The 15,841-nt window shown below is 39.2% G+C and carries 8 protein-coding genes and 1 pseudogene; 3 read left to right on the plus strand and 6 right to left on the minus strand.

All coding sequences use genetic code 11. The features are described 5' to 3' along the window. Nucleotides 1-151 precede the first annotated feature (151 nt). Nucleotides 152-646 (minus strand): annotated as a pseudogene (locus ACFG4S_RS07110) (SRPBCC family protein); the annotation flags it as partial. Nucleotides 647-1,121: 475 nt separating this feature from the next. After that, nucleotides 1,122-6,800, minus strand: coding sequence for an alpha-2-macroglobulin (locus tag ACFG4S_RS07115; protein WP_392535928.1), 5,679 nt, complete (start codon nucleotides 6,798-6,800; stop codon nucleotides 1,122-1,124). Between the two features lie 482 nt (nucleotides 6,801-7,282). Between ACFG4S_RS07115 and pbpC the strand changes: the two genes are divergently transcribed. Next, nucleotides 7,283-9,634: a penicillin-binding protein 1C gene (gene pbpC / locus ACFG4S_RS07120; RefSeq protein ID WP_392534124.1), complete on the plus strand. Its 2,352-nt coding sequence runs from the start codon at nucleotides 7,283-7,285 to the stop codon at nucleotides 9,632-9,634. 35 nt (nucleotides 9,635-9,669) lie between these two features. Here the strand turns inward: pbpC and ACFG4S_RS07125 are convergent, their stop codons facing one another. Continuing rightward, nucleotides 9,670-11,274 carry a sensor histidine kinase gene (locus tag ACFG4S_RS07125; RefSeq protein WP_392534125.1) on the minus strand — a complete coding sequence of 535 codons (1,605 nt, stop codon included), beginning with the start codon at nucleotides 11,272-11,274 and terminating at the stop codon, nucleotides 9,670-9,672. A 57-nt stretch (nucleotides 11,275-11,331) separates the two neighbouring features. Further along, a complete protein-coding gene (locus tag ACFG4S_RS07130) occupies nucleotides 11,332-11,826 on the minus strand; it encodes a hypothetical protein (protein WP_392534126.1) in 495 nt (164 codons plus the stop codon). A 380-nt stretch (nucleotides 11,827-12,206) separates the two neighbouring features. Between ACFG4S_RS07130 and ACFG4S_RS07135 the strand changes: the two genes are divergently transcribed. Both ACFG4S_RS07135 and ACFG4S_RS07140 read left to right on the plus strand, forming a co-directional pair. Continuing rightward, nucleotides 12,207-13,238: a nitrilase-related carbon-nitrogen hydrolase gene (locus ACFG4S_RS07135; protein ID WP_392534127.1), complete on the plus strand. Its 1,032-nt coding sequence runs from the start codon at nucleotides 12,207-12,209 to the stop codon at nucleotides 13,236-13,238. Between the two features lie 168 nt (nucleotides 13,239-13,406). Beyond that, on the plus strand, nucleotides 13,407-14,828 hold the full coding sequence (locus tag ACFG4S_RS07140; RefSeq protein WP_392534128.1) for an aldehyde dehydrogenase family protein: 1,422 nt from the start codon (nucleotides 13,407-13,409) through the stop codon (nucleotides 14,826-14,828). Between the two features lie 423 nt (nucleotides 14,829-15,251). Here the strand turns inward: ACFG4S_RS07140 and ACFG4S_RS07145 are convergent, their stop codons facing one another. Continuing rightward, nucleotides 15,252-15,611, minus strand: a complete 360-nt coding sequence (locus ACFG4S_RS07145) for a GAF domain-containing protein (RefSeq protein ID WP_392534129.1) — start codon at nucleotides 15,609-15,611, stop codon at nucleotides 15,252-15,254. Between the two features lie 5 nt (nucleotides 15,612-15,616). Continuing rightward, on the minus strand, nucleotides 15,617-15,838 hold the full coding sequence (locus ACFG4S_RS07150; RefSeq protein WP_392534130.1) for a glycosyltransferase: 222 nt from the start codon (nucleotides 15,836-15,838) through the stop codon (nucleotides 15,617-15,619). Between the last annotated feature and the right edge of the window lie 3 nt (nucleotides 15,839-15,841).

Consider the following 15,841-nt stretch of genomic DNA (forward strand, 5'->3'; position numbering starts at 1 on the left):
GAACCAATACTGCTCGGTTAAGCATTTTTAACTCGGAATTGGGTTTGGGGTAAAGGTTAAAGGGTAAAGGTTAAAGGTTTTTTCTTTCCCCTTTCCCTTTCCCCTTTTCCCCTTAACCGACAAGTATTGTTTACTGAACTGGTTTGAATATTTATCCTTTGCCCTTTGGTTGACCTTCTGTTGTCGCAATTTCGCCGGTTTCCATCAGCATTTTAAAGCGGTGCAAATCGTCTCCTAGTTGCTGTTCGGGCGATTCACCAAAGAGTTTGGCAATTGCATCTCCAATCGCTCCACCCGGTGGGTTATATTCTGTGACAACTTTGACCTGGGTGCCGCGATCGTTGAGTGTTGGCTGGAAGTGAACAGAACCGGAGTTGGCAATATCTGCGCCTTCAACTGAAGTCCAACTAATCAATTCGTTTTCGCGATCTTCAATAATGTCTGCATCCCATTCAACACTTGTGCCTAACGGTGCGCTAGTTATCCAGTGGGATCGCTTGTCGTTATATACTTTTACGTTTTTGAGATGCTTTGTAAAACTGGGCAAGTTCTCAAAGTTGTGCCAGAAGCGGTAGAGTTCTTCTGCTGGCTTGTTGATGGTTACAGTTTTTTCAATCTTAATGCGTTGATTCATAACAATTGTCTCATTGGGGTGTTATCTTGCTGGCTCATGCTGTTTACTCTCACTCATACTTAGGTGAGAGAGATCAATAGTCATCTGTAAGGAAACTTCAAGAAATAAAAACAACCGTTTGAAGTTGCTGACTGTTGTACGTTAATATCTTTAATTGCAATAAAGGCAATAGTGTTCAAATAGTTGCTATGACTATCTAGGCAAGCTTGAATAAACTACTGCATCTGTGGATTTGCTTGATGCAGTTAAGCCGTCGGTCATGATATTTATTTCCTAAGGATGCTATTTCATCTTAGGAAGACACTTGATTAATCACCTCTAGCCTAAGGGTATTTGTGGCGATCGCCTATTTATGTTAAACGGGTGATTGCATATTAGCTCTAGTTGTGTACTCACCTTACTAGGAAAGTACAACTAGTGCCAAATTTTCAATTGCTTAGACTTGGAAAGATTTTTAGATTTGTTTTAGCCAAATATGGATAAATAATTACTTTCCATCCTCTAGTATTAATGTAGACTCAGCAGTACGCCCAAATTCTTCTGGTGCATATTGCAGATGAACTTGGGCACCAGGCCAAGAAAATGTTCCAGGTGTCACAGAACGGACTAAGTAATGCAGACTATAAACTCCTGGTTCCAGGTGGTCAGCGTAGGCGATAATACGATCGCGGTAGATATTTCTAAAGCCAAGTTCCCAACTATCGGCTTTTGCTTGTAATGCCGCTGTGGCAGTTTGAAAACTCGCATCTACCGCCTCAAAACCTGCTGGTAGCGGGTCTTTAATGATTATATGATCCACGGGGCGATCGGCGATGATTTCTAAACCAATATCAAATACCTGTCCAGAGGCTAAAGTCAAGGGTTTATCGAAAGCGTAAATACCTGTTTTTTGCAGAACTTTCTCTTCATTTAATTTGCTAATTTCTCGTGTTACTCGTAAACCGTTAAATCTCCCTGGTTGATTTCCTTGCAAGCGATAATTATAAGCAACCAGATAGTGTAAAGTGCCATTCCCAGACTTTTGCAGGGTTAAATCATTACGACCGCGAGGTAATTTATTCATCGGCACATTTAGCTGTAAGCTAGGATTTTGATAGCCATTAAACTGATTTTCTCCTAACTTATTTCCAGCTAATTTCACTGTGGCTACAAAATTAGGTGGTGTGGGTTGCAATTGGCTATAATCTACCAAAGCTGTTAAAGCTTGGGCGTTATTATAGTTACTTTGCCATGTACCATCCCGTCGCAGTGCCAAAAGACTTTGGAATAACTTATCTATAACTTCGGGTTTACTTTGTTTGGCAATAAATAAGCGTAAAGCTTGTGCTTGCGTTGTGGTAGATGAACTCATCCATCCCCAACTAGTTGGTAAACTGACAATTGCTGTGCGACCAGTTTCATAGATATTTTGTTGCAGTTTGTTGACTAATTGTTGAGATTCATCTTGCCATTCTGAGAATTGTGATAAGTATCGCGCTAGTTTAATTTGAGTTACGACATCAAAGTTATTGCGCTGTTCATAAATATCGGCAAGGAAAGTGTTACGTTTTTCACCTATTTCTGATAAGGCGATTAAAGCATGAAGTTGCAGTTGCCTTTTACACAGCACTTGTTTACAAAAATCATATTCTCCGGGATTCGCCAGAACTTTTTGCAAATAAGTTTTCAGGCGAGAAAGCATTCCAGAATCGACTAAATTAGGGAACGCCTGATTGGCTTTAGCTAAAGATTCAGCGGTATATGCAGAAACCCAAGGATCGGATTTTTCTTGTCCTGGGAAAGCAGCCAAACCACCATCGGCTATTTGCAGTTTTTGTAATTGTTCAATTGCTTGATTTGCTTGTTGGCTAGGATTAAATCCGGCAAATGCTTGACCATATTTTTGTCCAATTGTTTGCAGATTGGCAGCAATTATTAATTGACTTGCAGCCGGTTCTGTAAATGGTAAATCATCATCTGATAAAACCTGTTTTGCTGGTGCTTGAATCTCTGGTATCAAAGTACTCGCCAACTGAATATCTAAACCTCCTGCGTCAGGGAAGGTATTTTTATCTACATTCAAGGGAATTTTCACCTCTTTTTCAGTGACACCAGATTCAACGACTTGTTCTGTAATTTCAATTGGCTTAATTTCCAAAGGTACTTCAAAAGCATCTGCGGCTGTACCATTTAGCTGAGTCGTAAAGCGAACTTTACCAGTTCCCACACTATCCGCCAATATGGGAAAGCGATAACCATGAGTTGCGGATTCGGCTTTGGTTTGCAAAGCAGTAGTAGTGGGGTTTTTCTCAGCAAACTTCACATTACCGCTAAGTTCGCCATTAATTGAGAGATTTCCCGTATTTCCGGTGTTGTTAGTGACGGATAAACCAGCGAGAATGCGATCGCCTGGACGGGCAAATTGTGGCAAGATGGCATTAGTTAGTAGTGGTTTGGTGCTGATAAATGTTGCATCGCCGTTACCAAAACGCAGATTTCCATCGGTGGCCACAGCCATCACCCGCCATGTAGTTAAGTCATCGGGGAGTTTAAAGGTTATCTGTGCATTACCATTTGCATCAGTAAGGACAGAACCGTTGTAGTAAGCTAAGGCTTGAAAATCAGTCCGGGTACGAGTATTGGCTGCACCAGTTGAGAACCCACCGCCATAACCCCAACCTTTCGGTTTAGCGACATCTTGTGCTTGTAATATGACATCTGGTCGATTATCGCTAAAGCGGGTAGAAATTGTCTGTTCTGCATAAACGGTATCTACTAAATCTGGCGGACGATAACCAGAAAGTTGTAACACCGCTTCATTTACCACCATGACTGTAAATTGTCCTTTGGTGGGGTTTCCTTGATTGTCCTTCAGTTCTAATTGAACTGTTGACTCTGCACCAGGTTCTAGTGATGCTTGTAGTGGCTTAACTTGCAGTTTTAAATACTTATCTTCTAAATTAACTTTAAAAGGTGTAAAACCAATCTTCACCAAGTTATCTAAACTTCCCGCTTCTACTTGATTTATTGGTTTACCTTGTCTGACTAACACAGCTTCAATGGCTGCATTTGGCAGCATTTCTGGCGTGACTTGAAACTGAATTTGTGGTGCGCCCCCCTGAACTTTAATAATTTGCTGATAAAGAGGTTTGTCTTTAATCACAGCAAAGTACAATTCTGCATCTGGATAGGGAGATTGAATTAATGCAGTAGCAGTTTCACCTGGTTTGAACTCTTTTTTATCTAGCTTAACTTCTAAGACATCTTTTTCTCTGGAACCCCAAAATACCGGATTTTCTCCAGTTGCCCAAATTTGTAAATCTGTGGCACTTAATTCGCTTTTAGCATCGCTAAAATTCATTCTAATCCGATATGAAGCAGATTCCGGCGCTGTCAAACTTACCGATTGCGGATTACTAGCAGATGTAATTTCTGCTTGTCCTACTGTTTTATATTCAATTTGATTTTTTGGCGTCCGGCTACCTTCCACTAATTGCGTGACGCTGCTATATTTTATTTGTTGTAATTCCAATCGCACCCGTTGACCTGTGATTGGTTTTCCTGTAGGGTCAGTAACAATCACTTCAATGGGAAAAGCTTTGCCAGCATCAGCAATGAAATTACTTTTTAACCCGATAAGGCGATTACTTGGTAAGGCTGTAAATGTTTTGGAATTCGCTACAGACAAATTAGAAACATCTGCAACTTGCACATCTACTTGGTAAGTCATCGGATATGGTAAATCATTTGCCACATTCACAGTTTGACTACTTTTACCATTAGTATCTAGTTGTGAATTAGTTTGCAATACATCACTAGATATAGTAGGTGTTTCCTCTGGCCAAAACCATTGTCTACCAAATGTAAATTCCTCCCAACCTTTGGGAACAAAATTTGTCTGCTGACGAGTAATAAAATATTTTGCTTCTCCACCTTCTACAGGCGCACCAAACAAATAATTACTTGTAGCATTAATATTAACTTTCTCGTCAATATATGCAAATTCTTTATCTAAGTTAAGTTCGACTTTAAAGTTGGGTGGCTTAAATTCAGCTACCCGAAACTCTCCAGAAAGTTCTTGTCCATTCTTACCCTTACCCTGGATTGTATAGTAGCCTAAGCGTTGAGTAGTCTTGATTGGTAGTTCCAGAGAAAATGTACCAAATTCGTTTGTGGTTTGTGTACCTAAGCTGGTTTTTTGTCCATCAGGATTTACCAAGGTTAATTGGTAAATAGCATTTTTATCTTGCTGAATTACCCCATTTTGTAAGAAATCAGCAAAACCAGTTAACCAAGCTTTTTCACCTGGTTGATATAACTGTCTATCTGAAAAAATTACCCCCCGTGACTCTGGTTTACTATCTTGCCAACCTGCATCAATACCATAGCCATAAACACCGCTATATTCTTCAGTTCTTGCAAATGCCCAATCTTGATTTTCACGGGCAATTACTAATAATTGTGGTGATTTACTAGAGCTTTCATTTCCAGAATAACATTGCTGTAATCCTTCACGAACAATTCGGAAAATTCCATTTTCATCAGTTTTACCTGTTGCACATGGTACTGGTTCCGGGCGAGATTTTGCTTGTAATTTTGATTGATAAATTTCCACAGTGCCATTTTTCACTGGCGAACCATCTGTAAGATGATTGACGCGAATTAAACCTGACTCAGGAAACCACTGAGTAAATACGCCCAAATTCGTCAATTCAACTAAGCCGTAAGTCGTAGGTTCGCGCCACAGTTCCTTACCATTTTCTTGATATTTATTAGTGCGGGCTTGTACTCCATAAGCTAACATTCCTGTAGGGGAATTTATTTTTTCCCGCAGAGGAACAGCAATATCAACTGATTGATTTTTCTTACCCAATACCTGAAAGCTTTGCCAATCTGAAGGTTTGGGTAATAAATCATTACTATTATTAAAATAAACTAAATCTGTCGGTTTAACTACTTGATAAGCTGCTTTGTATTTAGATTCTGGGAGATTTCCTGTAGTAATATTTAGCTGTAAATTTTTATCTGTGGGAAAAATATTCAAATCCGATGGCACCCAGATATCCCCAGCTAAATCTCCAGTATCATATTGAAGTGTGACGGGTTTACCCAAAGTTTGTCCAAACTTATCTTTGAGATTTGCACCGATAGTAATTGTATAAGTCTTAGCTGGTTCTAGTGCATAAGGATTAATACCAACAATTTTATCTTCATCATTTATTTGTAGAATTCTGGAAATTTCTTTTGGCGCTGGATTAATAGTAATATTTTCTTTAGCTGAATCTGCTAATAAGACGTTATTAAATTCTAGCTGTGGACTGCCTTTGACAAATCTGCCAAAAGTTCCACCTGCATCTGGCTGTCCGTAAAAATTAATTTGCCCAAATGCCAAAGGCGAGTAAGTTGCTAATTTACTAGCAAATTCTTTCTCTGTAGGTAGATTGCCATAAGCAGGACGTATTCCGGGAGAAAATACTAAACGATAATGAGTTGCTTTTTCGAGATTTTCCTGTGGGATGAGGTTATAAATCCAATTGCGTGCTGAAGGATCAAATTTTTCTAAAGGGTCTTCTTCATTCTTTAATGGTTTTTCTTCTTTGTTTAATTCGACTTTGAAGCCGACACCCTTGTTTTTTCCTTCAGGAATTAACTGTAAATGTTCTTGTACAGAAGCTAAATCCAATTCTACATTTGAGGTAAACTGTAACTTTGGTTGTAAATCAATTGGTTCAGCGTCAGCTTTCTCAATGGGATTGACGCCGGGTAAATTAGTTAAGTTGATAGATTCGGTGTTAAATGTCCAAGGTAAATCTTTATCTAGGCGATGATTTTTTAAATCGGCTAAACCTGCTTTGAGAGTGACTTGAAATCTTGTCGCTATTGGTAAGGCTTTGTCAGGTTGAAAACCCACCATGCGCGCTGTTAAAAAGCGAAATTGACCGGGTAAAGATGGCGAAAGTTCAAATTTTTGTAATAATTTCTGTTGTTCTGGATTGTCAAGGCTTTCAACTGGAATTAAAGCTTCTTTAAAACGGATGCGAATTTGGTTGAGGGGTTTTGCATCTCCAAGGGGACTAATTTGTTCAATCCAGTTTGGTAGTTTAGGCGGCGTGAGTGGGGATACTGCTACTAGTTGTTCTTTGGTTGAGTTAATACCAAAAAAATTACACCCTGCCATTCCTAGCATAAATGTAAAGAGAAGAAGATATTGTATTTTTTTCTTCTGGCTGGATGAATGACTAATTTTTTTTAACGAACCGCCAAGGACACCAAGGAAGAGACGGAGAATTTTATGCTGGAAACGGAGTAAAACTCTAATAATCATATTCTTAGTAATTCAAAATTAAAAATTCACAATTTATAGCAAAAAAATTTGCTTTACCTCATTGATTGGGCAATGTCAAGGCTGATAAATAACGCAAGATGACTAGTTATTTCTACCCAAACTTTGGATTTAAGTATGTTTATTTATATAGATAACTAATTCAGTGTGATGTTCCAAAAAATAACTACAATTCTTAACTATTAAGAAGTATTCAATTTCGGAAAATATTAATTTACATCTGCTAAGTTAGCATAAATAAATTATTAAGTCTTTGACATATTTACTGATGTAGATGTAATCGCTGCGTCAAAATTAAGGTAGTTTTTTGGGCAGGGGATTCCCTGATGAAACTAATTTTACGATCGCTACTCAAACTTAAGCGCACTAGTAAAGTTATTCTGGCTGTGCTGTTAATCTGTCTGGTGGTGCGCCTGATACCTTATTTTGCGGCCATTCGTGCCGCAGATATTGCCCAAAATCAACTGGCAATGCAATTTAGCGATCGCAATAATTTACCATTAGGAACACTACTCACCCGCGATCAAGAGCATACATCAGTAGTACCTCTAAATCAGGTTTCGCCCCAGTTTATCCATGCCATTTTAGCCGCCGAAGATGGCAGCTTTTACCATCATGGGGCATTGGATATGAAAGCTGTTATCCGCGCCAGCCAAGAAGCCATCCACGCCAAACGAATTGTTTCCGGCGCTTCCACTATTACTATGCAGTTGGCGCGGATGTTAGATCCAGTGCCTCGCAGCTTCTCTGGTAAAATGCAAGAGATTTGGCTATCTTGGCGGTTGGTAGCAGGGATGAACAAAGATGAAATCCTGGCTGCATATATCAATCGGTTGCCAATGGGAGGGAATATATATGGTGTGGAAGCGGCTGCGCGCACTTATTTTTCCATCCCAGCGAGTGATTTGAATCTTGCTCAAGCTAGTTTGTTGGCTGCTATTCCCAATAATCCCACATACTTTAACCCTTACGAACATTCGGAACGACTGAAGCAGCGACAAAAATACGTCCTGAATCGGATGGTACAGGAAAAGTATATCAGTGGAGCGATCGCCCAACGAACATCAGCCGAAAAAGTTGTGTTCCAATCTCGCCAGCGAGGAATTATCGCCGCACCACACTTTTTATTTTGGTTAGCCAATCAAATCACCCCTAGCCTTCCTCACAATAACAAGAATAAAGCCCTTTTTAAGGGGGGTTGGGGGGATCAATCTGTTATCCGCACAACCATAAATCGCCCCTTACAGCAGTTTGTCGAAGCACAGATACAGCAGGTAATTTCTTCTATCGCCGCCAACAATGTCCATGATGCAGCAGCGTTGGTAATTGACAACCACACTGGTGAAGTATTGACTTATGTGGGTTCGCCTGATTACTTTAATGAAGCCAAATTGGGACGCAATGATGGAGTGCAAGCGCTACGTCAACCAGGATCTACCCTGAAGCCTTTTGTCTATGAGTTAGCTTTAGAAAAAGGTTTAATTCGCCCAAGTACCATTTTGGCAGATGTACCTGCCCATTACGCCATTCCCGGCGCGAAACTTTACAGCCCCACAGATTACACCGAACGTTTTCTTGGCCCAGTGCGGGTAAGAATCGCTTTAGCAAATTCTTTAAATGTACCCGCAGTGCGAGTGTTAGAAAAGGTAGGTGTGGAAACTTTCCTAGAACGTCTGCATCAACTGGGATTTGAACATCTCAATCAAACCCCAGAACATTATGGTTTGGGTTTGACTCTTGGTAGTGGCGAAGTCAGTCTTTGGGAATTAGCCAGAGCTTACGTTACTATGGCACGAGAAGGAGACGCTACTCCTTTAGTAAGCACATTTTCTAATTCCTCAATCTCTACAGACGACATGAATCGCGTCTCTACCAACTACCCACTCCCTAACCGCACAATTTGGCAATTAATCACCAACATACTTAGTGACAGTCATGCTCGTGCCACAGCTTTTGGTGTAGACTCGGTGTTAAATTTACCTTTTCCTACGGCTGTTAAAACTGGCACTTCTTCCAATTTTCGGGATACTTGGACGGTTGGCTTCACCACAGATTACACCGTCGCTACTTGGGTAGGTAACTTCAATGGCGAACCGATGCGTCAGGTTTCAGGTGTCACAGGTGCAGCACCCTTATGGAATCGAATTATGTTACATCTGCACGAACATCAAGAACCAGCGGATTTTCCTTCTCCAGAAGGTTTAGTGCAATTACCTGTTTGTGCAATTTCGGGGTTACGACCAACATCAAATTGTACCTCAGTGGTGCAGGAATATTTCTATCCTGAAGATAAAATTGCCTATGAAGGTGACAATCAATTCAATTTGCCATCAGAATATGATGAATGGTTGGTAAAACAACAACAATCGAGTTTTATTTCTAACAAGTTGAGAATTTTATCTCCGCATCGCGGCGATTTATTCTTGGTTTATCCAGGTGAAGAAGGGAAGCAAAAATTGGAATTCAAATTAACGGGAAATAAATCTGCAACCGTGGAATGGTGGTTAAATGGTGAAAAGTTAGAGACAAACTCAGCTAATTCTTTATTTTGGAATTTGCGTCCTGGTAAGTGGACTTTGGAAGCGAGAAGTGGGGAAATGAGCGACAAGGTAAGTTTTCAAGTGGAGTTGGCAAATATTAAACCTACGCGTCGAGGATTTTCTATTAAAAATTCTTAGGAAAATAGCGTAGACAATTATTTTAATATATTTGCTTAAAGTCTCTGCTTGATGGGAATCTCAATCACAAACTCTGTGCCCTTTCCTGGTTCAGAAATACACTGAATTTTTCCTTTATGTTTATCCACTATAATCTGGTAACTAATAGATAATCCTAAACCAGTCCCTTTACCTACAGGTTTAGTAGTAAAAAAAGGGTCAAATAATCTAGTTTTAACTTCCTCATTCATTCCTGAACCATTATCTTTAATAGTAATAATTATGAAGTCTTCATTCTTAACTTTAGTATGGATAATAATAGAACTAGGCTCTTTTTCAATCTCTCCTTGTAAACATTCTATTTCATATTGATATAAAGCATCGATAGCGTTGCTAATGATATTCATAAATACCTGATTTAATCCTCCTGCATAACATTCAACAAGAGGCAAACTACCATAATCTTTAATAATTGCAATTTCCTGATATTTATGTTTTTCTTTGAGACGATACTGTAAAATTAATAGTGCGCTATTAATTCCTTCATGAATATCAACAAGTTTCATTTCTGCTTCATCAAGACGTGAGAAGTTCCGCAAAGTTAGCACAATTTCACGAATGCGATCGGTACCTAGTGCCATTGAAGATAATATTTTAGGCATATCATTAATAACAAACTCTAAATCCATGCGATCGATAAGACTAGTTATTTCTGGATTGTAGTTACAATATTGTTGCTGATATAGGTTAATTAAAGTGAGTAATTGCTGACTATATTCTCTAACATGCATCAGATTACCATAAATAAAATTAACTGGGTTATTGATTTCATGAGCAACACCGGCAACTAACTGACCTAATGATGACATTTTTTCAGTTTGAATAAGTTGTACTTGAGTGTGTTGCAATTCTTGCAGTGTTTTTCGTAGTTGAATATTTTTATGTTTTAATTTTGCCGTTCTCTTTGCAACTTGCATTTCTAATCTAGAATTAGTTTCTTCTAAAGCAGCTTGAGCAATTTTTTTATCTTTTAAGTATTGCCGCAATAAATGCAATACTAAAAGCCATGCTGGAATCAACATCATTAAACTGATAATAGATTCTAAAACTGCCCAAAATATTCTTTTATAATATTCATCAACTTTCTGTTGTAATTCAAGTGAGATATTATGCTTTCTTTTCGTAACTCCATCAGCATAAATTTGCTTCTGAATTTCATATTCACGGTTAAAAAGTAGTAATTGTGCCGTCTCTTTTTGATTTTTTTTAACTAAATCAAAAGATTTATATTCCATTGTTACCAAGCGCTGATTAGCAGCATCAATTTTTTTAGCATCATCGTTTTTATATGTTTGTGGAGCCAGTTGAATTGATTCTTTAATAGCAATGTCCAGTTTAGGTTCAAATTGGCGATACCGTTCTTCCCAAATAGAGTTACCTGTAGCAGCATTCATCCGGGCTGACATCGTTAGTACTTCATCAAGATAAGTAATTTGATCGCTCAGTATTTGTAGTTTGAATTCATTTTTAGTAATACTATTGAAGTTATAATATGCTTGTAAATTAAGCCAAATTTGAGGAATAAACAATAGTAATGTCAGTAGTACAGTTAGAGTTACTAATTGAGATGAAACAAATTTAAGTTTATAAGGTAGTTGCATTTTAATGCTATATTTTTTTAAATAATTGATTATTAAGTAAATTAAATACAAATACTTTTACATCGCTTTTGTTTCATCCTGATTAATACCAAATATATTCCTTAAATATTCTATACTTTCATCTTGATATATTTCAAAATTAACCTCATTTATTTGTTTATATTTAATCTTTCTGCCATAAATAAATCCTAAGGAAAAAATCTTTAAATCTAAACTTGAAAGTTTATAAGGATATGGATATATAAATCTAGAAAAAACTTTATAAATAAACAAATGTAGTTGATTAGTTTTTAAGTCATTACCCATTGTAAATCCTATTACAAAAGCTTCATCTTCAGGAGAAAGACCTCTACCTAAAAGTATGTGAATATAATCATGATGGATTAAACTTATTTTTCCAGGTAAAGCTAATTGGCTATTAGGGTTCTCTAGTAACCAAATTACAAAAGGAATTTTTATCTCTTCATGTAACTTAAATACTAATGAATGTGCTTTTTTCAAACTTATTTGAGCTATATCTAGTTGAAAAGCTTCATCTAAATCGAAAGCCATATATATTTATAATAATAGAACTAATTTATTAGTATTTGTTTTTCGTTTAATTTGTCTATATTTATCAACAAAATTGTTTTGATTTTTACAATTAAGTATAATAAAAAATATTTTACGTAAAGATCGCGTATTTTTACTGAGATATAGACTAATAGCAAAGAGATTTCAATGAGAAATTCTCAACTCATAAGCTGATGCGCGTCTAAAGTATATAAACACTCTTGATGGTCGTTGACTGTTGACTGTTGACTGTTAACAGTCATCAGGTAAATGTACAAAATAAACTTGTACGATCGCTCTGGGGTGGCGATCGCATTCTCGAAATTTGTCCTTTGTTATGACTCCCATCCCAATGCCCTATGCCCCATACCCAATACCCAATGACTAATCCAGAATCATACCGCGCCTTAGCACTGCAAGTTACCTGTCATGCAGTCAATCAAGCAAGCGATCGCCACGAAGCGCGATCGCTCATGAAAAACTCTATCAACCGTCTAGCGCAACAAATTGCAGCCAGTATCGCTTTCATTGGCTTCGATTGTCGTTTAATTGTCTTGCCAGAATATTTCCTCACGGGTTTTCCGATGGGAGATACTTTAGGAGGATGGGCAGAAAAAGCCTGTATAGAAATGGCTGGTGCGGAGTATGAAGCACTGGGGAAAATTGCCCAAAAGCATCAAATCTTTTTGGCTGGTAACGCCTATGAACTCGATCCCAACTTTCCCGGATTATATTTCCAAACCTGCTTTATTCTGGACCCCTCTGGCTCAATCATTCTGCGCTATCGGCGACTAAATTCCTTATTTGCTCCCACCCCCCATGATGTTTGGGATAAATATCTTGATTGCTATGGTTTAGAGGGAGTTTTCCCCGTAGCTAAAACAGCGATCGGTAATTTAGCAGCTTTAGCATCAGAAGAAATTTTGTATCCAGAAGTGGCGCGGTGTCTAGCAATGCGGGGAGCGGAGATTTTTGTCCATTCCACCTCGGAAGTATACAACAAAAACCTCACACCCAAAGATGCCGCAAAAATCACTCGCGCCGTAGAAAATCTGGCATACGTAGTTTCAGCTAACACTGCGGGCATCGCTAATATTTCTATACCCATTGCTTCGGCTGATGGTGGCTCTAAAATTATCGACCATCGAGGAATAGTCATAGCCCAGACAGATACAGGCGAAAGTATGGCAGCATTTGCAGAGATAGACCTAGCAGCATTGCGCCGCGATCGCCGCCGACCAGGGTTAAATAATTTACTCGCACGTCAACGATTTGAACTATACGCCGAAAGTTATCAACAGTCAGACTTTTACCCCGCTAATACTATGCTGGAAACAGAAGTAGACCGCAAACACTTCCTGCAAACACAGCAAGCCACCATTGAACGCCTAGCCAAACTGGGGATAATTTGAATTTGGGCTGGGGGCAGGGGAGCAGAGGAGGCAGAGGAGCAGGGGAAGCAGGGGAGAATAAGAAATAACTGGGGATAATTTGAATTTCGGTATGGGGCAGGGGAGCAGAGGAGGCAGAGGAGCAGGGGAAGCAGGGGAGAATAAGAAATAACTAATAACCAATGACAAATGACAAAACCAATAGAAGTCCGTAATCCTCGAACTGGAAAATTTGATTACGTAATTATTCCGCCGCCTCCCAGGCTCTTGGTACAGCAATGTAAGCGCACGCGTCGGGCACAAGTTTCTTGGCAACAATTGGGTATAGAGGGCAGAATCGAAGCTTTACAACAATGGAAGAAAGCAATATTATCTGAACGCGATCGCTTAACGGAAGCTTTGCTCAATGATACGGGCAGATTGTCAATCTCAATATTAGAAATAGATTCCTTTCTCTCTAGCATTGACCGCTGGTGTCGGTTAGCACCAGATTTACTACAAGAATCGGCAAAAAACACAGCAATTCCCTTTATCGCCTTACAACAAACATCTGTACCTTATCCCCTAGTTGGCATCATTAGCCCGTGGAATTTTCCGCTATTATTATCTACAATTGATACCATTCCGGCATTGTTAGCGGGTTGTGCTGTCATAGTCAAACCCAGCGAAATTGCTCCTCGCTTCGTAGCACCACTGATTACAGCACTCAACGCCGTTCCTAAATTGCGCGATGTTTTAACCTTTGTGGAAGGAGCGGCAGAAACCGGAGCTGCTTTAATTGAAAATGTAGATTTAGTTTGCTTTACAGGGAGTGTAGCCACAGGGCGAAAAGTAGCCGAGGCTGCTGCTAAACGCTTTATTCCAGCTTTTTTGGAATTGGGAGGAAAAGATCCCGCGATCGTTTTAAAATCAGCAAACTTAGAATTAGCAACTTCAGCAATATTGTGGGGTTCCGTCGTCAACACCGGACAGTCATGCTTATCAATTGAACGAATTTACGTTGCTGAATCCATATTTGAAAAATTTTACCATCAACTAATAGCCAAAGCACATCGCCTTGGGCTAGCTTATCCCACAGTTGAAAGCGGAGAAATTGGCCCCATTATTGCCGAAAGACAAGCAGCAATTATTAGCGACCATCTCCTAGATGCAGTAGAAAAGGGAGCAATAATTCACTGCGGCGGTGTCATTGAAGACTTAGGAGGCGGTTGGTGGTGTCGTCCCACAGTTCTCACCCAGGTTAACCATTCTATGAAAGTGATGACGGAAGAGACTTTCGGTCCTATTATGCCCATCATGCCTTTTGCCACAGTAGAGGAAGCAGTATCTTTGGCAAACGACTCCATCTATGGACTTAGTGCTGCGGTCTTTGCCGAGTCAGAAGCAGAAGCCTTAGAAGTTTCCCAGCACATAGATGCAGGTGCTATCAGTATCAACGATGCTGCACTCACCGCCATCATGCATGAAGGAGAGAAAAACGCCTTTAAATTCTCCGGTTTGGGAGGTTCACGTATGGGTGCGGCAGCGTTGAAGCGGTTTATGCGGAAAAAAGCTTTTTTGATTAAAACTAATGTGAGTAATGACCCTTGGTGGTTTGGGAATGGGGAATAGGGGGTGTAAACATAAATAACTAATGAAGATCGATAACTTCACGAGTTAATTTGTCAGTTAACTAATATAAAAACGTGATTTTGACATTTCAAAATGAGGAAAGTGGCTGTTTAACTAACGATCTGCTTGTTCTAGTCAAATTTAAAATACTTCTATTTGTTTCTGAACTCAAGTTGGGCATCTCTTGCCAGCAGTGGCGGCAGAACCAGTAGGTTTCTTGTAAACGAATGTGACGAAGCATTTGGTTTGAACAGCAAGGACAGTTGGTCATACAATTGTTGTTTTATTAAAAAAGTTAAACACAAATAAGTAGTTCGCTCTTGGTTTTACTACCAACAGTTTTAATTTATAAACAGAAAATAAAGAACTAATAAAGAAATAAAATTAGTTAACAAATTTTAAAAAATCTCAACAAGCACTTAATTAATGTAGGCTAGCAAAAACCGCGTCGCATAAAAGTAGTGAGATAAAACCTTGTTCTCGTAAAAGATATTGCCAGACAGAATTAAGCCTAAGATCAAAACATCGGCGATTGGCGATTTGAGTTAATTCATCTACCATCACCATATTTTCAAGTTGCTGGTTGACATGCTGCAATTGTTGATAAAGTTCTGATTGTTGAATAGCGATCGCCAACTGTGTTGCCAATTGCTGAAGCAGTTCGTTTTCCCAAGGTTGCCAGCCACGAGGGGCGCTACAATGATGAGCAACCAAAAGACCCAAAAGGCGATCGCCTTGTAAAATTGGCACAACTAGCTTGGCTCTGACTTGCAACTGTTCCAATAACTCTATATTTTATCTGACACTTTGTTATACGGTATCGGTTGTGGGCTGACTCCCAACCGAGTTAGCTTTTCTCCCCAAACTGGCTGATCTGCAAAAAAAGGTACAGTAATTGATGGTGTCCCCGCACGTAATACTGCTGCCGTTGTACTAGCTCCTCCGTGATGTACTACTGCTGGCACTTGGGGAAATAACCAATCATGCGGAACTTCCTTGATCGCAAACACTCG

Source organism: Nostoc sp. C117 (genome assembly GCF_043099735.1).
In the GTDB taxonomy this organism is placed as follows: Bacteria; Cyanobacteriota; Cyanobacteriia; order Cyanobacteriales; family Nostocaceae; genus Nostoc.